Below are 22,689 nucleotides of genomic sequence, written 5' to 3'. Positions count from 1 at the left end.
ACTTCGGCATGTGGGGACGAGACCGCTCAGGTACCCGTACCTCGGCGTGCCCGCTCGACGATCTCGTCCTCCGTGAGCGGCTCGTCGTGGTGACTGAGGCAGATCGGCACCTCGATCCTGCTGAATCCGGTCCCCTCGCTTGCGGCGTTGAACATGCCGCGCCCAAGACCGGCGGGGTTGTCGAGGACCGCGTTCCGCGCCTGAGCCATGCTCGTGACCGCCTCGATGTGGGCGTTCACTGTGAGTCGGCCGAAGAATTGGTTCGCGGTGTTGCCCAGCGCCTGACTGTGGATCCCCCTGGGGGCCTGCGAGGCGAGGACCATCCCGAGTCCGTACTTGCGTATCTGGCGGATGAGTTCGACCGTGCTCTCCGTACTCGCATTCGAAGCACCGGAGGGCACGAAGTTCTGCGCCTCGTCCATCACGAGGAGTCCGCCCAGCGGACGATCACCGACCGGGTGTGCCCTGAACCATGAGAACAAGGTCGCCTGGAGACGGCTGACGAATTGGGCCGGTCCGGCGCCGGACAGGCCGACGAAGCTGATCACCGAGATACGGGCGGTCTTCCCGGGCGACGCCATCAGGAGCATGCCGGGATCGGCTGGCGCGCCGGTCTCCCCGAAGAGCGGGTCGGTCTCCATCGCGGCTTCCAGCGTGTCCGCCATCTGCACGGCGAAGCGAATGGTCCTGCTGTTCACGATGTCGTTCGGGGGCTCGGCGAGCAGCTCGACGAAGCCGGCCAGGTCCTTGCCGCCGTCGCGCGCGTACCGTTCGAGGGCGCGTTTGAGGACCCCCAGCTGTTGGATCGCGCGCGCACTGCTGCCCCGTACACCGGCATGGGGCGCGAGTGAGGACACCGTCGACCTGACCAGCCGCGGGAAGTCGTCCATGTCGTCGAGGACGGGGCCGAAGTCGGGAATCGGGTGGAAGGAGATCGGGCGTCCGCGGTTGAGCCCCGGAGTCCACACCACCACTTCGACATCCGCGAAATAGCGCCGGGCGTCGCGCTCATGGTCGTCCGTCCAGTACTTCGGCGGGCGCGGCCAGGGGTCGCCGAGACGTGCGAGGTCGCCGTTCGGATCCAGCACGATCGCTGAGACGCCGCGCAGAGAGCACTGCTCCACGAGTCGCTTGATCAGGACCGTCTTGCCCGACCCCGACGCACCCACCACGGCGGTGTGCATCCGGAGGTGTTCCATGGGTACCGCGAACGAACGGCCGCCCCGGACCGTGGTTCCGACGACGATCTCGGTACGAGCGGGCTCGGCGGCCTCCGGTGCGCCCGCCGCCTCCAGCGCCGCCGTGGAACCGACTTCCGTGGTCGCGATGCCGAGCTGCTGCCGCAGGTCCCCCAGCACCGACGCGAAGATCTCGATGCGGGAGGCGGGGCGCTCCTGTCGCAGCCATTCGTCCAGGCCCGACACACGGTCGTCGAGCATGCCCCGGAGGGCGGCCAGAGTCCGCAGGTCGGCGGCGCCGATCGGTAACGACACCCCGCCCCGCGCCTCGAAGTCGTCCTTGGTCTCCTTGGTCCTGGGGCCGCTCGGGTAGGGCATGTTCCGCAGCAGGATCAGTCGGCGGCTCGCCAGGCCGGCGGTCAGGCCGGCCTCCACTGCCGCGTTGCGGATCCGGCTCTGGGCGGCGATGGCGTTGGTCGCGGCGATCGCACGGAAGGACCAGTGGAATTCGTTCTCGCTGGCCTCGTCCACGACATAGCGCAACCGGGCGTGCAACGCCGCCTTGCGGCCGAAGTCGGTCTCGATGGAGAACCGCGTCTCGTCGGCACCCAGCTCCCTGACCAGACTCCGCAGCCCGGCGCCGAGCAGAGCGGGCATCAACCCGTCCTCGGTCGTGGGGTCGATCGGCCCGCGGTCGTCCGCGTCGGCCCGGAGCTTGTCGAAGGACTCCGTGAGGGTGCTCAGGTTGACGGCCTTCGCCGGTGCGGGTGATGCGGCCGGCGTCGGCTCCGCACCGGTCAGGGAGGTCAGTTCGGCCGCCGTGCCGCTCTGGAGACACGCCTCGATGTGCTTCTGGATGCGGATGAGCAGCCGTCGTGCGGTGTACCGGTGCGGGGCTTCGGCCAGCGCCGTCGAGGTGACCGGCCAGGTGGGATACGGCGGGGTGAACCCCACCTCCTCGTAGGAGGCACGGAAGCGACTGCTGACGATGGCGGCGGCGGTGGCCTCGTCCGGTATCGCGCCGAGCGTCGGCAGCACCTCGAACCGGTCCAGGGCGGACCGGACCGCCGCCCGGGAGATCTGCTCCCAGGTGTCCTCGTGGCACGCCACGACCATCAGAGTCCGACGGGTCTCTTCCCGCAGTTCCATCAGGCCGGTGGCGATCTCACCGCTCAGCCGTTTCGCGGCCCGGCCCTCGCCGGAGGCGGGCGACGTCAGCGACGACGTCTCCGCGGCGGACACCAGGGTGTCGAGCTGGTCGAAGGCGAACACCAGCGGTCCGGCCAGGGCGAACAGGCGCGTCAGATCGCGCACGACGCGTTGAGCCGGCGGCCCGCCCGGCGACATCCCCCAGGCGGCGCGCTTGTCCTCTTCGTCGTCGTTGAGCGCGAAGTAGGCCCTGCCGATCTCCACGGGATCGCCGGATGAGGCGAGGAGCGCCAGCGCGCGGGCCGTGTCCGCGGCCTCGTTGCCCACCTGCCGGTCGATGCTCCGGATCCCCCGGACGAACGCATCGACATGGGCGCGGGTCAACGCGCGGCGGCCGGTGACGGCGGCATGGGTGTCCGCGTCGAGACGAGCCTGGCGCGACAGCTCGTCGAGCAGGCGGATCAGTTGTTCCTGGCCGCCCTCGTCCTGCCGGTACAGACTGTCGACCAGACTGTCGGCGGCGCTCTCCCAGAAGTTCCGGCCGGTGACGAGCTTGATGTAGAAGAAGGAGCCGCCGCGCTCCTGGATCTCGTGGCGGGTCCAGCCGAGCAGATGCGTCTTGCCCGAGCCGCTCTCGCCACGCACCACGGTCGCGACCGGCGAGTGGGCACGCTCGAGGGCGCTCATCGTCCTCCCCAGCCGCCGGAACACCTCGGGATGAAGGCCGTCGACGTGGTACGAAGTCACCGGCGTCCAGATCTCTTCCGGCGTCAGCGCGGTGGTGAAGTACACCGCCTCCAGGGCGGCGAGCTCCCCGTTCACGCCGGCCCGATCCGCAGCAGGTGGCGGGGTTCGCCGCCGATGTCGACGGCGGCCCCGCGGTCCTCGTCGCTGAGCGTGCGCCGGTTGAGCTCGCCCATCAGCTGTACGTCGGGCTGCTCGATCATCCGGTCGAGTTCGGCGTCGACGGCCCCTCGCGGCAGACCCTCGAGCCAGGGGCGCAGCGCCGACAGTCTGACCCAACTGCCCGGTTTCCGGCGGGCGGTGAGTTCCGTGTAGACCGCGCGGATCCAGGCCTCGACGTCGGGCTGGAAGAACTCGCCGAACTTGGTGCCGGAGCGGGCCAGGTACTGTCCGACGTTGTCCAGCACCGCGTAGAGCACCCCGGCCGGAAACCTCGCTCCGTCCGGGCGTCCGGCCACCAGAGCGGACTCGCACCAGCTCCGGCCCGCCGGAGTGAGCTGGTGCGTGTGGACTGCACCGGGCTTCCTGCTCACGATCCGCTCGACATCCTGGTTCACCCGCCGTCGCACCGCCGCGGTGATCTCAAGCCCGGCGAGTTCGCGCAGTTCACGGTTGGTCACCGGACGTGCGACCACCATCAGGGCGAACAGCGATGCGTGATCCCGTACAGTCAACTCCGTCGGCACAATGCCCCCTCCTCGATGAGCCGAACTCCGGTCAGATGTCGAACCCCCGCTCGGGCACCAGTTCCACCCGCCCGCCTGTCACGCTGGCCAACTCGCCCATGACGGTGACCACTTGCCGTTCCCGATGCGCGGTGATCGCACGGTCGTACGCGGCCTGGTCCGGGAGCCGCACCCAGACGACGCGCCGACTCCTGTCGGTGTGCTCGGTGCGGAACTCGCCGCGGATCTTGATCCGCCACCGGTCGTTGCCCGAGGAGTCGTCGTGCAGTCCCTCGATCACGCCGGTGACCGTCGCGGCGCCGGTGACCGCCGCGGCACCGGAGGCGTTGAGGTCGCGAAGCCGCATCGACGCGGCGTGCAGCAGCGACCCCGAGGTCTCGGGGAACGCGACCACGCGTGACGGCACATCGAGTGGCTGCGAGCGTGCCCACCGGAAGCCGATCTCGAAGGGCTCTCTCCGGTCGGAACCGGAGAGCACGCTGAGCGCGTTGCACAGATCCGCGGAGACGCCGGCCGTGACGGTCTCGTCGAAGGCCGCGGGCGCGTCCGCCGTCACGGCTGCCTGGGCGGCGCTCACCGCCTCGAGCATCTGGACCAGCACGGCCCGGCCGGTGACCTGCTCCCCACTGGGGGTTCGGGCCGTCGCGTCCGCCGCCACCCGGACCTCGACGATGTAGCTCCCGGCGCGGGAGGGGCCGAGTTCGGCCGCGCGCAAGAGGTCGCCCACCACGCCTGGTTGCCGTCCTGCGAAGGCGAAGTGCGGCCCTTGCACGACGGTGCGGGCCGCCGCCCTCAGGACGTTGAGGACACCCAGAACCGTCTGCGTACCCTGGAGCAGCGAGGTGTAGCCGGGGTCGTGGCCGACGGGAAACGTGCGGAAGGACTGCTTGTCCAGCTGCGGTCGGGCGATCTCCAGGGCGATGTCGCCGACCGGCCTCTCCTCCAGCGCACCCAGACAGCGCAGGATGTCCTGTACGCGCCGGTCGCTGTCGCCCATGCCGTCGCGAGCGGGCACCAACACCTCGTAGTCGCCCGGGTGTTGCCAGACACTCGCTCCGCGCCAACCTTGTGGATCCCGCTCCCACCCCGTGTCCGCCAGATAGCTGGAAATGTCGTCGACCTTCAGCGGAATCGTCATCGGTTCCCCTACCAGTCGGCCTGGGTCTCGGTGAGCCGGCGCAGTGCGGCGGCGGTGAGCACGTTCGCTGTCGGAACTCTGACCAGCCGCTTCAGTTTCTTGTCGGGGTCCTTGATCGGCTCCTCGGCGCGCAGCGAGACGAAGTAGCCGAGGTGACGCAGCAGCACACCGTCGGTGCTCATGGCCGCGTACGCCTGCTTGTCGGCGGGTACGCAGATGACGAACAGAAACCGGGGCACGGTGAAGTCAGGCCCGGCGAGCTTGTTGAACTGCCGCTCGTTGAGCCCGCGGAAGTTCAGGTGCCCGTTCGACACGGACGGCCTCGACCACGTCTTGACCTGAGCCTCGACCGTGGGAGACATGGTCCGTCCGTAGCGGCCGGTGGCGCGGAACCCGAGGTCGACCCCGTCCGCATCGAGATCACCTTGGATGACGATCAGCCCTGCCGCGGAGGCCAGCACACGGACGTAGTCTTCGCCGAACTTGCCCTGATGCTGCTTCGCCTCGAGCACGAAAGCCCCCAATGTCCCCCTATTGCGGCACACAGCAGGGGGAAGCGTACGGGAGACACCAACGACTGTCAGGGGCCGGTATCGGCCCTACCATCGGGCCTTGCGACACGACGCCCGGAGACAACTGTTCGCCCGTGGGAAGCCCCTCCCCGGCATCGCATCACGGAGACGTTCGCCCAGGACCGCAGCTCGGAGCGACCCACAAGGCCGACGCCTCGCGCGCCCATGATTTGATGGTGCACATGGCAGGTCGGGGGACGGCCGAGGCGGAGTTGCCCGGCGAGATACGAGAGGCACTACTGCGGGGCCGCTGGTATTTCCAGCGTGGCGAGCAGCCCGGGTTTCTTGCGGTCGCAGGACCGGAAGGGCCGCTCGTCGCGGCATTCTCATCCGTGGCGGAGCTGGCCCGCTACGCCGGGGCGTGCGAATGGTTCTCCACTCTGGGTGAGGACCTGATGACACTGCTGCCCGAGGATCACGGCCTGGTCGTCGACCTGGCCGGGAGGGCACCGCAACTGCTGCCGGCCGAACTGCTGGACCCGCTGCGTCCCGATGCCACGGACAACATGGAGCCCAGCGGGGTGAGTGATCCCCGTGAGTGACGGCTACAAGGTCGAGATCTCCGCCCTGCGGCGCACCGTGGCACCGCTGGAGGAGTCGATGGTCGCAGCAAAGGATGTGCGCGCCAAGAAAAGCGACATCGCCTCCCACGCCACGCACGCCGGCTCGGAGGTCGTCACCTCGGCGGTCGACGGCTTTCTGGAGTCCTGGGACTACGGCATGGGCGAGCTGATCAAGTACTCCGAGGACATCGTCGACAAGCTGAACGAGACCATCTCCGGCTATGAACAGGCCGAGGAACTGGGCATCGAGAACTTCACGCCCACCGCCGAGAACCTCGCCTCACTGCCCTCCGGACCAGTCGGCCAATGGCAGTACGACCAAACCCACCCGGACCTGCCCGGGAACAAGCCCGGCTGGGAGAAGAGCGCCGACGGCTGGCAGCAGAGCTTCGAGGACTGGGCATTCGGATGAGCGGCACGATCACTGCAGACAGCACCCCGAAGGACCTCATACCCGGCGACGTCGAACAGCTGGAGACTCTGCGGGCGACGCTGCGCGCCTACGCCGGAGCCTTCGCCGACGCCAAACTGCGGCTGCGCACGGTGGACGAGAGTGAGTGGCAGGGCGCCGCGGCGATGGACTTCCGCTCCGCGGTACGCCACATCCCCGACACTCTGGACACCGCGCACGAGTCCTTCGACCGGGCCGCCAAGGCCGTCGCCGATTACGCCGACGTGCTCGCCGAGGCCCAGCACAAAGTACGGCCGATCATCGAAGACGCGGCCGATGCCCGTCGGGCATCGCGCACGCACCAGCAGGACGTCGACGAATACAACGTCGCCGTCGACCGCGATGCCGATCCACTACCCACACGGCCTCCGGAGACCGACCCCGGCGCGGCAGCAATGGCCGACTGCCAGGCCCAGGTCGACAAGCTGCGCGAGCAGGTAGAAGAAGCCGCACACCGCGCCAAGAAGCACCTCGACTCGGCAGCTGAATCGGCCCCGGACGAACCGGGCTGGTTCAGCAAGTTGCTCGGCGGGCGGGAAGAACCTCCTCAAGGGCGGCTACGAAGGCCTCGAAGGCGTTGGGCAGCTCACCAACACCCTGGTTCACCCCTCCCGCTGGGGCATGACGCTGGCCAGCGCCGCCGACGGCATGCTGTATGGGGCCCAGCATCCCGTCGAGTTCGCCAAGTCCGTCGCCGACTGGGACACCCTCAAGAGCGAACCTGCCCGCTGGGTGGGACGCATCCTGCCCGATGCCGCTGTCGCCCTGGCCACTGGTGGCGCCAGTGCCGCCGCCACTCGCGGCGCTCGGGCCGCTGACCGGGTCGCCGACCGAGTGTCCAACCTGCGCCGTGACGGCAAGGGCCGCGAGGACACCGACACCCGCCCGGACGACGTGTGCCGTGCGGACGGCGACAAGTGCAAGGCGGGCGAGCCGGTCGACATCGCCACCGGCGAGATGTCGCTGACCCACACCGATCTCGCCCTGCCCGGCGCCCTCCAACTCGTCCTCACCCGCACCCACCTGTCCAATTACGGAGCCGGCGGCTGGTTCGGCCGCTCCTGGGCCGCCACACTCGACCAACACCTCGAGGTCGACGAGGACACTGTCGTGTTCGCGGCAGCGGACGGCATGCTGCTCGCCTACCCGCTGCCCGATCCCGGCGAGACCGTCTACCCCACCCACGGCGTCCGATGGCCTCTGCACCGCGACGACGAGGACGAATTCCACCTCACCGACACGCAGACCGGCCGCACCCTCCACTTCACCGAACACCCGCACACCGGCCGCCCGTTGACGGCCATCGAGGACCGCGCCGGACGCCGCATAGACCTCGACTACGACACCGAGACCGGCCGCCCGACCGCGATCCGCCACTCCGGCGGCTATCACGTCACCGTCGAAACCCACCCCGACCTCCCGCGCATCACGGCCCTGCGCCTGGCCGACGCACTGATCGTCAGCTACGAGTACGACGCACTCGGCAATCTCACCGGAGTCACCAACTCCTCCGGCACACCCCTGCGTTTCACCTACGACGAAGCCGACCGCATCACGTCCTGGGCCGACCGCAACGGCACCACCTTCGCCTACGTCTACGACCACACCGGCCGCGTCCTGCGCACCCTCGGCCCCGACGGCATGTGGTCCGGAACCTTCCGCTACGAACCCGCCCTGCGCCGCACGACATACACCGACTCCCTCGGCCACGCGACACTGTACGAGTATGACGAGCGCAACAAGCTGCTACGCACCACCGACCCCCTGGGCAACACGACGTCGCAGGAATGGACGGCGGACGGCCGCCACCTGAGCGCGGTGATCGACCCGCTCGGGCACACCACGCGCTATGAGCACGACGGGGAAGGAAACCTCACCGGCGTGCTGCTGCCGGACGGCAGCCGCGCCTCGGCCCTGTACAACGCACTGCACCAACCGGTGCAGGTCACCCAGCCGGGCGGCGCCACCTGGCACTACACGTACGACATCCACGGCAACCGCCTCTCGACCACCGACCCGACGGGCGCGACCACCACCTACGCGTACGACGCACTCGGGCACCTGGTCGCGGTCACCAACGCGCTGGGCCACACCCGCCACATCACCAACGACGCGGCGGGCCTGCCCCTCGCAGTCACCGATGCGGACGGCCACACCACGACCGCCACCCGCGACGCCTTCGGCCGCCCGGTGACCGTCACCGATGCCCGTGGCTGCACGACACTCACCACCTGGTCCGTCGAAGGCAAGCCGCTGTCGCGTCGACACCCCGACGGCACATGCGATACGTGGACCTGGGACGGCGAAGGTAACCTCCTCGCGCACACCAACCGTGCCGGACACACCACAGAGCACGCCTACACGCACTTCGACCTGCCGACCAGTCGCACCGACGCGGACGGCGCCGAATTCACCTTCACGTACGACACCGAGCTGCGCCTCACTCAGGTCACCAATCCAGCTGGGCTGCACTGGAGTTACTCCTACGACGCAGCCGGACTTCTACGCGCCGAGACCGACTTCAACGGCCGCACTCTCATCTATACCCACGACGCGGCAGGCCGACTGGCATCGCGCACCAACGGCGCGGGCGAAACCGAGACATATACGCGCGACAGCTTCGGCCGCGTCACCGCACGCCACACGGGCGACGGCCGCCACACCACGTTCACCTACGCGCCCGGCGGACAGCTGGCCGCCATGTCCAACCCGGACACAGCCGTCGCCTATACCCACGACCCACTCGGCCGCGTCCTGTCGGAGACAGTCAACGGTCACACCACGACATACGGTTACGACGTTCTCGGTCGCCGCACGTCCCGTACCACCCCGAGCGGCCACGTATCCACCTGGGCCTACGGCTCCGGCAACAACCCCAAGGCACTGTCGAGCTCGACCGGCCACCGACTCGACTTCGGCTACGACGCCGCAGGCAACGAGATCACCCGCACGGTCGACGACAACGCCTTCTTCCTCCAGACCTACGACGCCGCGGGCCACCTCAGCACCCAGTCCCTGCACGCCCACGACCTGGACACCGCCCCACTCCAGCACCGCAGCTACACCTACCGTGCAGACGGCTACCTCACCGAAATTACCGAATCCGGCACGACCACCGGCGCCCGCCGCTTCAAGCTGACTCCCACTGGCCGGGCCACCGCAGTCCACGCAGCCGGTTGGAGCGAGTCCTACGCATACGACTCCACCGGCAACCTCAACTCGGCCGCAACTCCCGCCACCAAGTACTCCGACGGCCCACGCGAAACGGCCGGCACGCTGCTCCACCGCGCCGGTCGCACTCACTACACGTACGACGCCCAGGGCCGCCTGATCCATCGCACACGCAGGCTCCTCAACGGCCAGAAGCGCACGTAGACGTACGCCTGGAACACTGAAGACCGCCTCACCGAAGCGACCACGCCCGACGGCACACGCTGGCGGTACACGTACGACCCCACAGGCCGCCGCATCGCCAAACATCGCCTCGACGATACGGGCAAATGCATCGGGTCCGTCCACTTCACCTGGGACGACACCCGCCTGGCCGAACAAACCACCGCCGACGGCACCGTCACCACCTGGGACTACACCCCGGGCACGCACCGCCCCCTGGCCCAGACCCTCACCCAGGCCGACGTCGACACGCGCTTCCACGCGATCGTCACCGATCTGGTCGGCACCCCGTCGGAACTCGTCACCCCTGACGGCGAGATCGAATGGCAACAGCGCACGACGTTGTGGGGTACGCCCTTCGCCACTGCCACGACGACCGATACCGTCGACTGCCCTCTACGCTTCCCCGGCCAGTACGTTGACACCGAAACCGGCCTTCACTACAACAACCAGCGCTACTACGACCCCGAAGCCGCTCGTTACCTCGCCCCTGACCCTCTCGGCCTCGAGCCATCTGACAACCACCACGGGTATGTAAGTAACCCCCTGTCATGGCTGGACCCGTGGGGACTCAAGTGTCTGCCGCCGGAGGAGCAAGCGAAGCACGATGCCGCGCGTGCCACCGCCACTGGAGACCATGGACGCCTGCTGGGGGAAGAGGACGCCACCGGCGTCCGGATGGTCAGTGAGCAACAGCTAGGTGAAATTCGGGGTGACTTGCACGCCAAGCTCGGGCAACCTGACGTCAAGCCGACCCCCAAGGGAGACATCGAGGTTTGGCATCTCTCGGATGATCCAAAGGCTACGGTGACCTATCGTCCTTTCAGTAGGTCCGGTGGGGCAACTATTGACTACAACGGTGTTGACGGGCTGAATATGAAGAGATTTCACATACCTCAAGGCGCGGAGTGACATGTGCGACCATGGTAAGTATACGAGGGAACTCAACTACCTCATCCAGTACGGGAGAGATGACTGGGTCGGCTTTTCAGTTGTGAGCGGTGCCGTAGGCACGGTCCTCGGGCCTGGTGTAGGACTTGAAATGCAAAAGACACTGACTTTGAGGCTCGTCAGCGACATGTACGATGCTGGTGTCGTTCCGGGCGACCTAACTGAATCGCAAGATCGCCCGTTCATTCCCTGGCCTGGCACGAAGGGCGAGGCTATTAGCCGCATCGCCAACGAAATGAAGGAACTACCCGCCCTGCCAGACAGTGGCGATATCTGCTGGTTCTCTGCAGAATAACCATACGGTGACACACGGACGACGGAGAACCTACACCTGTCAAAATAGCCGCCCATGCAGCTCATGAATATATTTGCCGATGAGCGGAATCCTTCATCCTGCTTTAGCCCGCACACCCGGCCGTCACTAATAAGTTCGCCGCACTGCGGTTGCTGCCGACGAGCGACCGCGAAATAGAGGCAGAGATCCTCACCCTTCGTCACCAGCTCTCCACAGGTCAGCGAAATCTCAGATCAGACCGGCCCAGAAGCCCCCCCGGGCTCCCCCGACACCATTGCCGGAGTCCGCCCCTCAACCGAGCCCGTTGGCGATGCTGAGGACGAGTTCGTACGTTGCCCAGAGACCCACGAGGCCGATCGCGACGAGGATCGTCGTCTCCCACCACTTGTTGGCGTGGCCCGGTGTCATGAGGTCGCGTCGGGAGGTCATCACGATCAGGCCGATGATGATGGCGGGCACGGTGACCACGTTGATGGAGTTGCCGAGCATCGTGACGATGACCATGCCCGGCATCGAGGGCAGGGAGAAGACGATCGGCACGACCAGCATGACGGTCAGCAGGATCCAGAAGAGGCGGTCGTAGGAGAAGATCTCCTTGTCGTCCACGCCCGTCAGGTCGCGGCGGGCCTTGATGCGGTCCACGCGCGCCGGGTTCGACTTGTGCAGGGACTCGACGAGCATCCGGGCGAACACCCGGGGCTGCGTCACGATGTTGTTGAACACGGTGAAGAAGATCGCGACCCACATGACGGGCGGGCCCGCCGGGCCGATGGCCTTCTCCATCATCCGGGCGAGGCCGCTCGCGTCGGAGACGCTCGCGCCCGTGCCGTGCAGGGTCTCGGCAGCCACCACCCACACGGCGAGCACGAGGCCGAACATCACCATGGTGCTGAAGCCGAGGTCGAGGCGCTGTGTGTTGCGGTGCTCCGGTCCCTTCCAGCCCTTCTCGTGCAGGAGGTAGGGGTAGAGGAGGTTGGCCGCCGAGCCGCCGACGGCGCCGATCAGGCCGACCGCGGTGCTCGCCGCGGTGATGTACCCCGCCTCACCCTTCGGCATCTCGAAGAACAGGCCGCCGAAGAGGCTCCCGAAGTCGACGCCGGTGCCGATCAGGGCCCACAGGAAGCAGGCCACCAGGACGGCCATGGTGAGCTGCGAGACGATCTCCAGGCTGCGAAAGTGCCCGTTCCTGCGCGAGGTGATCACGAAGGCCGCGACCGTGGTGACGACGGCCCACAGCGGGATGCCCCACGTGCCGAGCGGCAGGACGTAGGAGAAGACCTCGTTCAGCGCGGTCGCGGCGGCCAGCGTCAGGAACGACACGTAGACGAACCCGAGGATGCAGGTCGTCACCCCGATGCCGACCGGGAAACCCTTCCACACGCGCCCGTACCCGTCGAGGATCGTCTCGTCGCCGACGGCGTTGCACAGTTGGTACTTGGCCATCGCGGACACGATGAAGTAGCGGGAGAGCGTCCCGATCAGCAGCGTCCACACCAGCGCGTAGCCGAAGTTGGAGCCGGCCACGGACGCGTTGATGAAGTCGCCCGTGCCCAGCCAGGACATGACGACGATGATGCCCGGGCCGAGATTGCGCACCCATCCCGTCCAGCGGGGCTGCGAACTCGCCTGCCTGCCCGTGGAGTTGGTTTCCGTCGTCCGCGGCGCGGAGTCGGCCGCTGTGTTCATTTCGGTGCCCATGGGTGCTCCTGCTCCGTTGCGAGGTCGGCATCCGGTACGAGTGCGGTCCTGGAAGAAGGCCAGCCGGTCGTCATGAGGTGATCCACCGCGGGGTGACGCGGACGTGCTTGATGGCCCGGCGGTGGTGGGTGTACGCGAGGTGCAGGGCACCGTCGGCGGTCTGCGTGAGGGAGGGGTAGGACAGCTCCCGGTTCAGGCCCTCACGGGAGTTGTTGGTCAGGCAGTAGCCGTCACCGGTCTCGACGTCGCGGCGGTGCGGCCAGGTGTGTCCGCCGTCCTCGGACAGCGCCAGGGTCATGGGGGCGCGGGGTGCTCCCCAGAAGGCGGCGCCCGCGGGCTGTTCGGGCCCCGGCGTCCCGGCTCCGGCCAGGCCTCCGTCGTCGTCGATCTCGTCGTAGAGGGAGGTGCGGCGGGCGGTCGCGTCGGCCGCGCTGCTGGCGTTGTGGGCGACGACGAGGCGGCCGTCGCGCAGGGCGGTGACCTGGATCGAGGAGTTGTTGTTGGGAAGTTCGGTCGGTACGGGCTCGGTCCATGTCACGCCGTCGGTCGAGCGGCTCAGGTGGATGGTGTCGGCCTGGCGCCGCCGGAAGAGGGCGAGCAGGGTGCCGTCGTCGAGCGGCACGATGTTCATGTGGACGCAGCCCGTGCTGTACGGGACGGCGTGGTGCTGCCAGGTCGCGCCCTTGTCGTCGGAGGAGAGGACGGCGCTGGTGTCCTCGTCGCCGCGCCAGCGGCCGACCGCCGGGCGCGGGCAGTGGAAGACGGGCAGCAGCCAGCGGCCCGAGTCCATGACATGGACCGGGTGCCGGACGAACACGCCGCCCTCCGCTGAGGCGGGGGCGAGGGTGCGGGCCGGGGACCAGGTGGCTCCGTCGTCCCTGGAGACCGTGACACGTACCTCGGCGGTGTCCTGGTTGCCGGCGACCTGCGCGGTGTGGATCAGCCACAACTCGCCGTCGGGGGTGGGAAAGAGCACGGGGTTCTGCTCGGAGCGCTCCGTGTCCGAGGTGACCCGGACCGGGTCGGTCCAGGCGCCGTCGGCACCGAGCTTCGAGAACCAGATGTGGATGTCCGGCATGCCCTCCTGGGTGCCGCCGAACCAGGCACAGCCGAGCGAACCGTCGGCCAGCGGCATGAGGTTGGCGGCGTGCGCCTGGGCGGTGGGCGCCGGCAGGAACGTCTCCTGGCGGTCGGGGTCGTCGGGCACGGGACGCAGCGGGGCAGGAGTGGGGGCGGGGGCGGAAGCGGCCATGGCGGCTCCTCGGTCGACAAGTGGGGTGAGAAGGAAGGGAGTTACGAAGATGTGGGCAACGGGTCATCCGCCCGAGACGACGCCCACCGTCTCCAGGACCCCGTACACGCCGACGCACAGGATCGCGACGCTGCTGACGACGAGGGCGGCGGTCGTCCAGGGGTTGCTGTGGAAGCGGCGCGGCACGCCCGTGTACCGCAGGCACCAAACGGCGATCACCACGGCGAGCAGGAAGATGCCGCCGCCGATGCCGCCGATCTGGACCATGAGGACCGGGGACTGGACCCACAGGAAGAAGCACGTCCACACGAGCGGCAGGCACCAGGTGAGGATGCGGATCGTGCGGGTGCGGCTGCGGACGTTCTTCCAGTCGATGACGCCGAGCATGCCGAGGGTGTTGGTCCACAGGCGCGGCACGGAGGCGGTGGAACCGATCAGGGTGGAGAACAGGACGGCGACGGCGCCGACGAGGAAGAAGTACTCGGCCCAGGGGCCCATGGTGTCGGTGTAGATCCGCGAGAGCGTGGTGATCATGCCGTTGCCCTCGGGGACCAGGTCCTGCGGGTGCAGCACGGCGGCGCCGATGAGGTAGAAGGACAGGGTGCACAGGACGCACACGGCGAGGCCGGCGAGGACGTCCAGGCGCATCACCTTGATCCAGCCCTCGGCGCGGCGGGCCCGCTCCTCGCTGCCGTCGTCGGGGCCGGTCCAGCGGGCGTAGCCCTTCTCGATGCACCAGTACGTGTACGTGGTCATCTCGTCGGCGCCGACGCCGGTGATACCGAAGACGGCGAGGGCGATGCCGACGGTGCCGGCGGGGATCTCGAAGCTGAATCCGCCCGCGAGCTGGGGGGCGCCGTAGCCGAACTCCGTACCGGGAAGGCCGACCGCGAGGCTGACGGTGACCAGGGTGAAGACGATGACGGAGACCATGCAGGCCCGCTCGACCAGACCGTACTTGCCGGACTGGAGCAGACCGATGGCGATCAGGGTGACCACGACGGCCCACACAGTCAGCGAGCCGGTGCTCAGCGGTTCGCCGACGACCGGCCACAGCACTGAGCAGGCGGCGGCCGTGCCGCCGATGATGCCGCCGCGCTGGAACATCTTGGCGAAGTCCATGCCGATCCAGAGCCAGTTGATCCAGCCCAGGCGGCCGATGCGGGGGCCGACCTCGCGGTAGCCCTCCAGGGCGGTGCGGCCGTTGAGGATGGTCCAGCGGGCCAGTTCCATCTGGACCCAGACCTTGACGGCGGTGGAGACGACGACCAGCCACAGGAGTGCGAACCCGGCCTTGGCGCCGAGCGAGGTGGTGGTGATCAGTTCGCCGGAGCCGACGACGGCGGCGGAGAGCACGAAGCCGGGGCCGAGGTGGCGCAGCCGCCCCCGAAAGGAGGTGGGCGCCGGTCTGGTGTCCTCGGGGCGCAGGGCGTACGGGTCGGCCTGCGGTATCGGCTGGGGGGCCGCGATGTCTCGGGTGGTCATGGCGGTGGTCCTTTGCTGGGCCCGGCGCCGTCGCCGGGAGGAGCGGAAGGAGAGCGGAAGGACAGACGAAGGGCAGGGAAGGGGAAGGAAGGGGCCTGACGTGCGGCAGGGGTGCCGGAGGTTCGGCGGCGGTCTCAGCTCGCGGGGTGCAGCGGTTCCCGGCCGGACAGGACGCGCAGGATGTCCTCGGCGACCGTCACGCCCATGGCGCGGTTGGCCTGTGGGGTGCAGGCGGCCATGTGGGAGGTGAGGACGGTGCGCGGGGCGGTGCGCAGGGGGTGGTCGGCGGGGAGGGGTTCGGTGGTGAAGGCGTCGAGCGCGGCGGCCGACAGGTGCCCGGAGTGGAGCGCGTCGGCGAGCGCGCTCTCGTCGACGAGGCCGCCGCGCGCGGCGTTCACCAGGGCGGCGCCCGGCTTCATGACGGCCAGGCGCCGCGCGGTCAACAGGGGTGCGGCGGCGGGCGGCAGGTGCAGGGTGACGAGGTCGGCGGCGGCCAACAGGGCGTCGAGCGTGGCCGGTTCGGCGCCGGCCGTACGCAGCGCGTCGTCGGGGATGTGCGGGTCGTGGGCGAGGACGCGCAGGCCGAAGGCGTGGGCGTAGCCGGCGACGAGGCGGCCGATGCGTCCGAAGCCGACGATGCCGAGGTTCTGGCCGTGCAGTTCGCACCCGAAGTGCTTGGGCCAGCCGCCGGCCGCCACGGCGGTGTGCGAGGCGGTGATGCCACGTGTGGCGTCGAGGATCAGGCCGAAGGTGTACTCGGCCACGGCCCGGGAGTTGGTTCCGGGCGCGCACACCACGGGGATGCCGCGCTCGCGCGCCGCGTCCAGGTCGATGGTGTCGGTGCCGACGCCGTGCTTGGCGACGACCTTCAACTTCGGTGCGGCGTCGAGGACTTCGGCGGTGATGGTGTCCATGCCGACGATGAGTGCGTCCGCGTCCGCGAGGTGGCGGAGCAGTTCGTCGGGCGGCAGCGCGGTGTCCTCGCCGGGGCGGACGGGTCCCGCGCCGCCGTCGGCGAGCAGCTGCCATGGCTCCGCGGCGTGCCGGGCGAAGGTCGGCGTGGTGATGAGTGTGGTGGCGGCGCTCATGCTCCCGTGCCCCGGGCGGCGTCGAGGTGGGCGGTGGCGGCCTGTTGGAGGTGGACGACGTCGGCGGCGACGGTGGCGAAGGTGTAGCCCTCGGCCAAGCGGCGGGCGGCGCTCGCGCCGTCGGCGTTGTGGATGCCGGCGGCGATGCCCGCGGCCTCGGCGGCCTTGCGGACGCGGGTGAGCGCCTGCTCGAACTCGTCGGCCACGTCGGGGTCGGTGGAGGTCTTTCCGCCGATGGCGAGGCGCAGGTCGGAGGGGCCGACGTAGACGCCGTCGAGGCCGGGGGTGGCGCAGATCTCCTCGACGTTGGCGAGGCCGTCCGCCGTCTCGATCATGGCGAGTACGGCGGTCTGCTCGTGGGTGTCGGCCGGGTTGGGACCGATGCGCAGCTGGGCGCGCATGGGGCCGTAGGAGCGGCGGCCGTGCGGCGGGTAGCGGACGGCGGCCACGGCGTCGGCGGCGTCCTGCGGGGTGTCGATGAGCGGCACGATGACGGCGGCGGCGCCGGCGTCGAGGGCCCGGCCGATGTACGTGAGGTCGTTGGCCTCGACGCGCACCATGCCGACGGCCGAGGAGCCGCGGGTGTCGGTGGCGATGAGGTTGTTCAGCAGGCCCTGGTAGCCGAACAGGCCGTGCTGGGCGTCGAAGGCCAGATAGTCGTAGCCGATCCGGGCCAGTCGCTCGGCGGCGACGGGCGAGTCGAGCAAGGACCAGTAACCGATGAGGCGTTCGCGGTTGCGCAGAGCGGCGGTGAATTCGGCGGCGGAGGTCATGGTGCGGCTCTTTCCTGGAAGGAAACGGGGAGGTGGAGGTGCTTACCGGTTGTAGGCCGGCATCGGGCCGCGCAGGGTGGCACCGACGGCGTCGCAGGCCTCGGTGACGTCTGCGGGGAGCGGGCCCGCCTGGGCGGCGGCGATGTTGGCGTGGAGGTGCTCGGTCCTGGAACCGCCGAGGAGGAGCGCGTCGGTGGTGGGGCGGTCCATCAGCCAGCGCAGGGCGAGTTCGGTGAGCGGGATCCCGGCGTCCTCGGCGATCTTCGTGAGGCGGGCGACGGCGGCGAACAGGTCCTCGTTCCAGTACCGCTGCTTGTACATCGCGGCGAGCTTGGAGTCGCCGAAGCGGCCGGTGGCCGGGTCCTGCTCGAAGCGGTGGCGGCCGGTGAGCAGTCCACCGCCGAGCGGGTTGTAGACCATGGTGCGCAAACCGCTGACCTGCGCGTACTCGGCGTACTCGTCCTCGATGCGGCGGGCGAGCAGGTTGTGCAGCTGCTGGGCGACGACGGGACGCGGGGCACCGGTCTCGTCGGCGGTGCGGGTGAGTTCGGCGATCTGCCAGGCGGCATAGTTGGAGACACCGAGCGCACGGATCTTCCCCTCGGCGGCGAATTCCGCGACGGTGGCGAGGGTGTCGGCGAGCGGCGTGCGCCGGTCCGGCTGGTGCAGGTAGAAGAGGTCGACGTGGTCGGTGCCCAGCCGCTCGAGGCTGCCTTCGAGGGCGGCGCGCAGGCCGGCCGGGGAGAGCGGGGCGTGGTCGCCCTGGTCGGGGTGCGGGATACCGGCCTTGGTGGCGAGGACGATCCGGTCGCGGCGGCCGGGCAGCAGGTCGGCGAGGATCCGCTCGCTCTCGCCGCCCGCGTAGCCGTTGGCGGTGTCGACGCCGGTGATCCCGGCGTCGAGCGCGGCGTCCAGCATGGCGGCCGCTCCGGAGCGGTCGACCGTGTCGCCGAACGTCATGGTGCCCAGGACGAGGCGGGACAGGACCACGGGGACGTTCGGGAGCTGTGTCCCTTCGGGGGCGGGGAGCGTGCCGGTGTTCACTGGGGATTCCTTCCGGTACGGGAAGCCGGTACGGGGCCGGTGTGCGGCCTACGTGCGGGAGGGGCCGGTTGGTGCGTGGAGGAACGCTCGCACGATTGCGCGTTTCACGCAATGGTCTCGCGCGAATCGCGCATCGCATGCCATGATCTGGACCCACCCGGAGCTCGCCGACGCCGCGGTCCGCCGTCACGCCTGCGCCGAACCCCGGGCCGCAAGAGGAGGTTTTCGTGCACGCTCGCAAGACCGCGCCCCCAGTGGTGGCGCTCGCCGATGACCTGTCGGGCGCCGCGGAGGTGGCCGCGCTCCTGCGGCAGCCCACGCTGCTCCGCCTGCACCCCTCGGCGACGACGGCGCCGCCGGACGGCGAGGCCGTCGTGGTGGACCTGGACTCGCGTCAGCTTCCGGGCACGGCGGCGGCGGATGCCGTGCGCACGGCGCTCGCGGCGCACGCCGGGTCCGGCTCCGAGGCCGACTCCGGAGCGACGACCTGGTACAAGAAGTGCGACTCGCTGCTGCGCGGCAACGTCGGCGCCGAGGCCGGGGCGTTCGCCGAGGGCGCGCGGGCGTTGGTGATCGCGACGGCGCTCCCGGTCGGCGGCAGGACCGTGCGCGACGGCGTCCTCCGCATCGGCGGCGTACCGCTGCACGAGACCGACGCCTGGCGCGCGGAAGAAGGGTGCGCGCCGCCGCGGTCGGTCGCGCAGGCCCTCGCGCCGCTTCCGACGGCAGTCGTCCCGCTGGATGTCGTACGCCGGGAACCCCGCCGCCTCGCGGAGCGCCTGGCCGAGCTTGCCGGGCGCGGGCTGCACCCGGTGTGCGACGCGGAGACCGACGCCGACCTGGACGCCGTCGCCACCGCCGCGCTGCAACTTGGTTCGGGCATACGCCTGTTGGGCAGCGGCGGGCTGGCCGCGGCGCTCGGTCGCATCCTGGGAACCGGGATGCCGGAGCCGCCCGCCGCGGCCGCCGGACGCCCCCTCCTGGTCGTCGCGGGAAGCGCCGAGCCCGGACTCGTTGCGCAGATCGCGCATCTGGAGAAGGACGGCGCGCAACACCTCCCCCTGCACCCCGACACGCTCACCACCCGGGACCGGTCACCGGTTCCGCTTCCGCCCCTCGACCCGCGCGGCGTCACGGTCCTGTCCATCGACGGCTCGGGCGGCGTGCGCCCCGAGGCCGCACGGGAGTTGGTGGCCGGGCTCGCCCGCACCGCCGCCGCGCTCCCCCACACCCCCGACCTCGTACTCACCGGCGGCGAAACGGCCCGCCGGGTCCTCGACGCGATGCGCATCACGGCGCTGCGACCGGTCGCGGAGATCCACCACGGCGCCGTCCACTCCCGCACCGCCGACGGCCGCTCGGTCGTGACCCGCCCCGGCAGCTTCGGCGACGCCGACTCGCTCGGACGCATCGTCGACGCCCTGCGCCCCGCGCACGCCTGACAGCGCTCCCCACCCGACAGCACCACCGACCAACGGAGTTGAGCAATCCCATGAGCACGCACAACCCCATCAGCTCGCACGACCCCATGAGCGCGCGCACCCCCTTGAGCACGCGCAACCCCATGAGCGCGCAGCAGCCCCTCCCCCTCATCGGCCTGACCATGGGCGACGGCGCCGGCATCGGCCCCGAGGTGATCGTCCCGGCGGTGCTCGACCCCCTCACGCTCGGCCGGTGCCGCCCCGTCGTGATCGGCGACGCCGGACGCCTGCGGCAGGCCGCCGCTCTCCTCGACGTCGACTGCGAGGTCGTGACGGTGAAGGCGCCCGCCGACGCCGAGTTCACCCCCGGCCGCATCAACGTGATCGACCTCGGCCTGCTCCCCGCCGACCTGCCCTGGGGCGAACTGTCCGCCGAGGCCGGCAACGCGGCGTACGAATACATCAAGCGCGCGGCCGACCTGGCCGTCGCAGGCGAGATCGACGGCATCTGCACCGCACCGCTCAACAAGGCCGCCCTGCACGCCGCCGGACACATCTACCCCGGGCACACCGAACTCCTGGCACACCTCACCGGGGTCGACGAGGTGTCGATGATGCTCTCCACCGAGAAGGTGAAGGTCATCCACGTCACCACCCACATCGGCCTGATCGACGCCGTCAACCGCATCGAACCGGGCCTGGTGGAGCGCACCGTGCGCCGCGGCCACGAGGCGATGGTCCGCTCCGGGAACCCGAACCCCGTCATCGGGGTGTGCGGCATCAACCCGCATGCCGGGGAGAACGGCCTGTTCGGCTACGGCGAGGAGGACGAGAAGATCGTCCCGGCTCTGGAGAAGGTGCGCGCCGAGGGCATCGACGCCCGCGGCCCGCTGCCCGCCGACACCGCCTTCTTCCTCGCCTCGCGCGGCGATTACGACCTGATCGTGGCGATGTACCACGACCAGGGCCACGGCCCGGTCAAGGTCCTCGGCATCGAGGCGGGCGTCAACCTCACCGTCGGCCTGCCGGTGATCCGCACCTCCGTGGACCACGGCACCGCGTTCGACATCGCCGGTACGGGCCGCGCCGAGGCCGGTAGCATGATCGAGGCGCTGCGGCAGGCCGCCGAAATGTCCACCGCCCGCTGAATCACGAGAAGACCGCGAAGGACAACGCGATGTCGCCCACCACGTCCGCCACCCGACGCGAGGACATCCTCCGGCTCGCCAACACCACGGGGCTGGCCAGCGTCGAGGAGCTGTCGCAGCGCTTCGGCGTCACCGCCTCCACCATCCGCCGCGACCTGGCCCGCCTCACCTCCGAGGGCCGCCTCGCCCGCACCTACGGCGGCGCGATGGCGGTGAGCGCCCATCCGGAGACCTCGCTGCGCCAGCGTTCCGGCGAGGCGTACGCGCAAAAGCGCGCCATCGCGCACTGGGCGGCGGCACAAGTGCAGACGGGCGAGTCGGTCCTCCTCGACGCCGGCTCCACGGTCGGCGCCCTGGCGCACGAACTGCGCACCGCCGAGGACCTCACCGTGGCGACGACGGGCGTCACCGCGCTGCTCGAACTGAGCGACGTCGACTCGGTCCACGTCGAGTGCCTGGGTGGCACCCTCCGCCCCGTGAGCCAGTCGTTCGTCGGCCCACTCGCCGAAGCCGCCCTGGAACGCATGACCTTCGACCGGGTCTTCCTCTCCGCCGACGGCGTCACGGCCGACGGCGGCATCTGCGAGGCCGACCTCCGCCAGACCCGCCTCAAGGAACTCATGGCACGCCGTGGCGCCCAGGTCTACGTCCTCGCCCACGCGGCGAAACTGGGCCACGCCCCCTTCCACGCCTGGGCCGCCCTGCCGCCCAGGTGGACGCTGGTGACGGACAGCGGGGCGACGGACGGGCAGGTGGCGGCGTTCGTGGAGCGCGGGGTCGAGGTGGTTCGGGCAGAGGACGTGTGAGCCCTGTGGGCGCCGCTCGACGGGCCGGGGCCGCGAAGGGGGCGCTTCCGCCTCGGAGCCCTGGTGGGCGTTGTGGGTCTTTGCCGATCAGACGCGTGGGCCGAGGAACAGGCCACCGCTCGCGTCGAGGATCTGCCCGGTGACCCAGCGGGCGGCATCGGAGGCGAGGAAGGCGACCACATCGGCTACGTCGTCGGGCGCGCCCAGCCTGCCGAGTGCCGTCATGCCCGAGATCTGTTCGGTGAGGCCCGGCGCGTCGAAGACAGCTCCGTTGCTCGCTGTCCTGGTGGCCCCGGGAGCGACCGCGTTCACCGTTGTCCCCTGAGGGCCGAGTTGACCGGCGAGGGTCTTCGTCATCGTCTCGATCGCGCCCTTCGTCATGGCGAAGGACGTCTGGGACGAGTTGGCCATCCGGGTCGCCACCGACGAGATCGAGATGATCCGGCCGCCCTCGCGCAGCAGAGGCAGCGCACGCTCGATGATGAAGTACGGCGCCCGGACGTTCACCGCGAACAAGTGGTCGAACTCTGCTCGCGTCGTGACGCCGAGCGCGCCGGCCGGTGCGGCCGCCGCGTTGTTGACGACGATGTCCAGCGGCCGACCGCCCAAGCCGGCCTCCACGGCGGCGAAGAGTGTCTCGACATCGCCGTCCACGCCCAGTTCGGCCCGGACGGCGAAGCCGGTTCCACCGGCCCGTTCCATCGCGTCGAGCGTTGCCGCGGCCCCGGCCTCGTCCGTGCCGAAGTGCACGACGACCGTGGCTCCTTCAGCTGCCAGCCGACCCGCGATCGCCTGTCCGATGCCGCGCGACGCACCCGTCACCAGAGCAGTCCTGCCCATCAGATCGCCCATGC

General features: G+C 69.8%; 20 protein-coding genes. 9 read left to right on the top strand and 11 right to left on the bottom strand.

Going from position 1 to position 22,689, the window contains the following annotated elements:
* Window positions 1–26: 26 nt before the first annotated feature.
* From ACTWJ8_RS33060 to ACTWJ8_RS33045, 4 genes are all read right to left on the bottom strand, one after another.
* Complete coding sequence (locus tag ACTWJ8_RS33060; RefSeq protein WP_443261230.1) at window positions 27–3,149, bottom strand: helicase HerA-like domain-containing protein; 3,123 nt, start codon at window positions 3,147–3,149, stop codon at window positions 27–29.
* Complete coding sequence (locus ACTWJ8_RS33055; RefSeq protein ID WP_443261229.1) at window positions 3,146–3,691, bottom strand: hypothetical protein; 546 nt, start codon at window positions 3,689–3,691, stop codon at window positions 3,146–3,148. Before ACTWJ8_RS33055 ends, ACTWJ8_RS33060 begins: the two co-directional genes overlap by 4 nt.
* 97 nt (window positions 3,692–3,788) lie before the next feature.
* Entirely contained in the window at window positions 3,789–4,895 is a 1,107-nt protein-coding gene (locus tag ACTWJ8_RS33050) for a hypothetical protein (protein ID WP_443261228.1), read from the bottom strand.
* 8 nt (window positions 4,896–4,903) lie between these two features.
* Entirely contained in the window at window positions 4,904–5,407 is a 504-nt protein-coding gene (locus tag ACTWJ8_RS33045; RefSeq protein ID WP_443261227.1) for a DUF4365 domain-containing protein, read from the bottom strand.
* A gap of 242 nt (window positions 5,408–5,649) precedes the next feature.
* Between ACTWJ8_RS33045 and ACTWJ8_RS33040 the strand changes: the two genes are divergently transcribed.
* The 6 genes from ACTWJ8_RS33040 to ACTWJ8_RS33015 all read left to right on the top strand — a co-directional run bounded on the left by ACTWJ8_RS33040 (window position 5,650) and on the right by ACTWJ8_RS33015 (window position 11,120).
* Window positions 5,650–6,009, top strand: coding sequence for an SseB family protein (locus ACTWJ8_RS33040; RefSeq protein ID WP_443261226.1), 360 nt, complete (start codon window positions 5,650–5,652; stop codon window positions 6,007–6,009).
* Window positions 6,002–6,442: a hypothetical protein gene (locus ACTWJ8_RS33035; RefSeq protein ID WP_443261225.1), complete on the top strand. Its 441-nt coding sequence runs from the start codon at window positions 6,002–6,004 to the stop codon at window positions 6,440–6,442. The genes ACTWJ8_RS33040 and ACTWJ8_RS33035 overlap by 8 nt, the downstream gene beginning before the upstream one ends.
* Window positions 6,439–7,299, top strand: coding sequence for a putative T7SS-secreted protein (locus ACTWJ8_RS33030; RefSeq protein ID WP_443261224.1), 861 nt, complete (start codon window positions 6,439–6,441; stop codon window positions 7,297–7,299). The genes ACTWJ8_RS33035 and ACTWJ8_RS33030 overlap by 4 nt, the downstream gene beginning before the upstream one ends.
* Complete coding sequence (locus ACTWJ8_RS33025) at window positions 7,214–9,856, top strand: DUF6531 domain-containing protein (RefSeq protein WP_443265075.1); 2,643 nt, start codon at window positions 7,214–7,216, stop codon at window positions 9,854–9,856. The genes ACTWJ8_RS33030 and ACTWJ8_RS33025 overlap by 86 nt, the downstream gene beginning before the upstream one ends.
* Window positions 9,857–10,216: 360 nt before the next feature.
* Window positions 10,217–10,786: an RHS repeat-associated core domain-containing protein gene (locus ACTWJ8_RS33020; RefSeq protein ID WP_443261223.1), complete on the top strand. Its 570-nt coding sequence runs from the start codon at window positions 10,217–10,219 to the stop codon at window positions 10,784–10,786.
* Window positions 10,787–10,916: 130 nt separating this feature from the next.
* Entirely contained in the window at window positions 10,917–11,120 is a 204-nt protein-coding gene (locus tag ACTWJ8_RS33015; RefSeq protein ID WP_443261221.1) for a hypothetical protein, read from the top strand.
* A 291-nt stretch (window positions 11,121–11,411) separates the two neighbouring features.
* Here the strand turns inward: ACTWJ8_RS33015 and ACTWJ8_RS33010 are convergent, their stop codons facing one another.
* The 6 genes from ACTWJ8_RS33010 to ACTWJ8_RS32985 all read right to left on the bottom strand — a co-directional run bounded on the left by ACTWJ8_RS33010 (window position 11,412) and on the right by ACTWJ8_RS32985 (window position 18,460).
* Entirely contained in the window at window positions 11,412–12,818 is a 1,407-nt protein-coding gene (locus ACTWJ8_RS33010) for an Nramp family divalent metal transporter (RefSeq protein ID WP_443261219.1), read from the bottom strand.
* Between the two features lie 70 nt (window positions 12,819–12,888).
* Complete coding sequence (locus ACTWJ8_RS33005) at window positions 12,889–14,070, bottom strand: sialidase family protein (RefSeq protein WP_443261218.1); 1,182 nt, start codon at window positions 14,068–14,070, stop codon at window positions 12,889–12,891.
* A gap of 63 nt (window positions 14,071–14,133) precedes the next feature.
* A complete protein-coding gene (locus ACTWJ8_RS33000; protein WP_356373597.1) occupies window positions 14,134–15,555 on the bottom strand; it encodes an Nramp family divalent metal transporter in 1,422 nt (473 codons plus the stop codon).
* A 134-nt stretch (window positions 15,556–15,689) separates the two neighbouring features.
* The gene (locus ACTWJ8_RS32995) at window positions 15,690–16,643 is read right to left on the bottom strand and encodes a phosphoglycerate dehydrogenase (protein ID WP_443261216.1); all 954 of its coding nucleotides are present in this window, start codon (window positions 16,641–16,643) and stop codon (window positions 15,690–15,692) included.
* A complete protein-coding gene (locus ACTWJ8_RS32990) occupies window positions 16,640–17,416 on the bottom strand; it encodes an HpcH/HpaI aldolase family protein (RefSeq protein WP_356373599.1) in 777 nt (258 codons plus the stop codon). The genes ACTWJ8_RS32995 and ACTWJ8_RS32990 overlap by 4 nt, the downstream gene beginning before the upstream one ends.
* A gap of 42 nt (window positions 17,417–17,458) precedes the next feature.
* Window positions 17,459–18,460, bottom strand: coding sequence for an aldo/keto reductase (locus ACTWJ8_RS32985; RefSeq protein ID WP_356373600.1), 1,002 nt, complete (start codon window positions 18,458–18,460; stop codon window positions 17,459–17,461).
* Window positions 18,461–18,687: 227 nt separating this feature from the next.
* Here ACTWJ8_RS32985 and ACTWJ8_RS32980 point away from each other — a divergent pair, with 227 nt between their 5' ends.
* Genes ACTWJ8_RS32980 through ACTWJ8_RS32970 form a run of 3 tightly spaced genes read left to right on the top strand, consistent with a single transcriptional unit; the run spans window position 18,688 to window position 21,835 of the window.
* Window positions 18,688–19,902 (top strand): four-carbon acid sugar kinase family protein, encoded by a 1,215-nt coding sequence (locus ACTWJ8_RS32980; RefSeq protein ID WP_443261215.1) that lies wholly within the window; start codon window positions 18,688–18,690, stop codon window positions 19,900–19,902.
* A gap of 50 nt (window positions 19,903–19,952) precedes the next feature.
* Window positions 19,953–21,029, top strand: a complete 1,077-nt coding sequence (gene pdxA / locus ACTWJ8_RS32975) for a 4-hydroxythreonine-4-phosphate dehydrogenase PdxA (protein ID WP_356373602.1) — start codon at window positions 19,953–19,955, stop codon at window positions 21,027–21,029.
* Between the two features lie 29 nt (window positions 21,030–21,058).
* On the top strand, window positions 21,059–21,835 hold the full coding sequence (locus ACTWJ8_RS32970) for a DeoR/GlpR family DNA-binding transcription regulator (protein ID WP_356373603.1): 777 nt from the start codon (window positions 21,059–21,061) through the stop codon (window positions 21,833–21,835).
* Between the two features lie 87 nt (window positions 21,836–21,922).
* Here ACTWJ8_RS32970 and ACTWJ8_RS32965 read toward each other — a convergent pair whose 3' ends face one another.
* The gene (locus ACTWJ8_RS32965) at window positions 21,923–22,687 is read right to left on the bottom strand and encodes an SDR family NAD(P)-dependent oxidoreductase (protein WP_356373604.1); all 765 of its coding nucleotides are present in this window, start codon (window positions 22,685–22,687) and stop codon (window positions 21,923–21,925) included.
* Between the last annotated feature and the right edge of the window lie 2 nt (window positions 22,688–22,689).

Source organism: Streptomyces sp. SDT5-1, from assembly GCF_052245995.1.
In the GTDB taxonomy this organism is placed as follows: domain Bacteria; phylum Actinomycetota; class Actinomycetes; order Streptomycetales; family Streptomycetaceae; genus Streptomyces.
The sequence above is the reverse complement of the archived record's forward strand: the minus strand, read 5'-3'. Positions and strand labels throughout refer to the sequence as shown.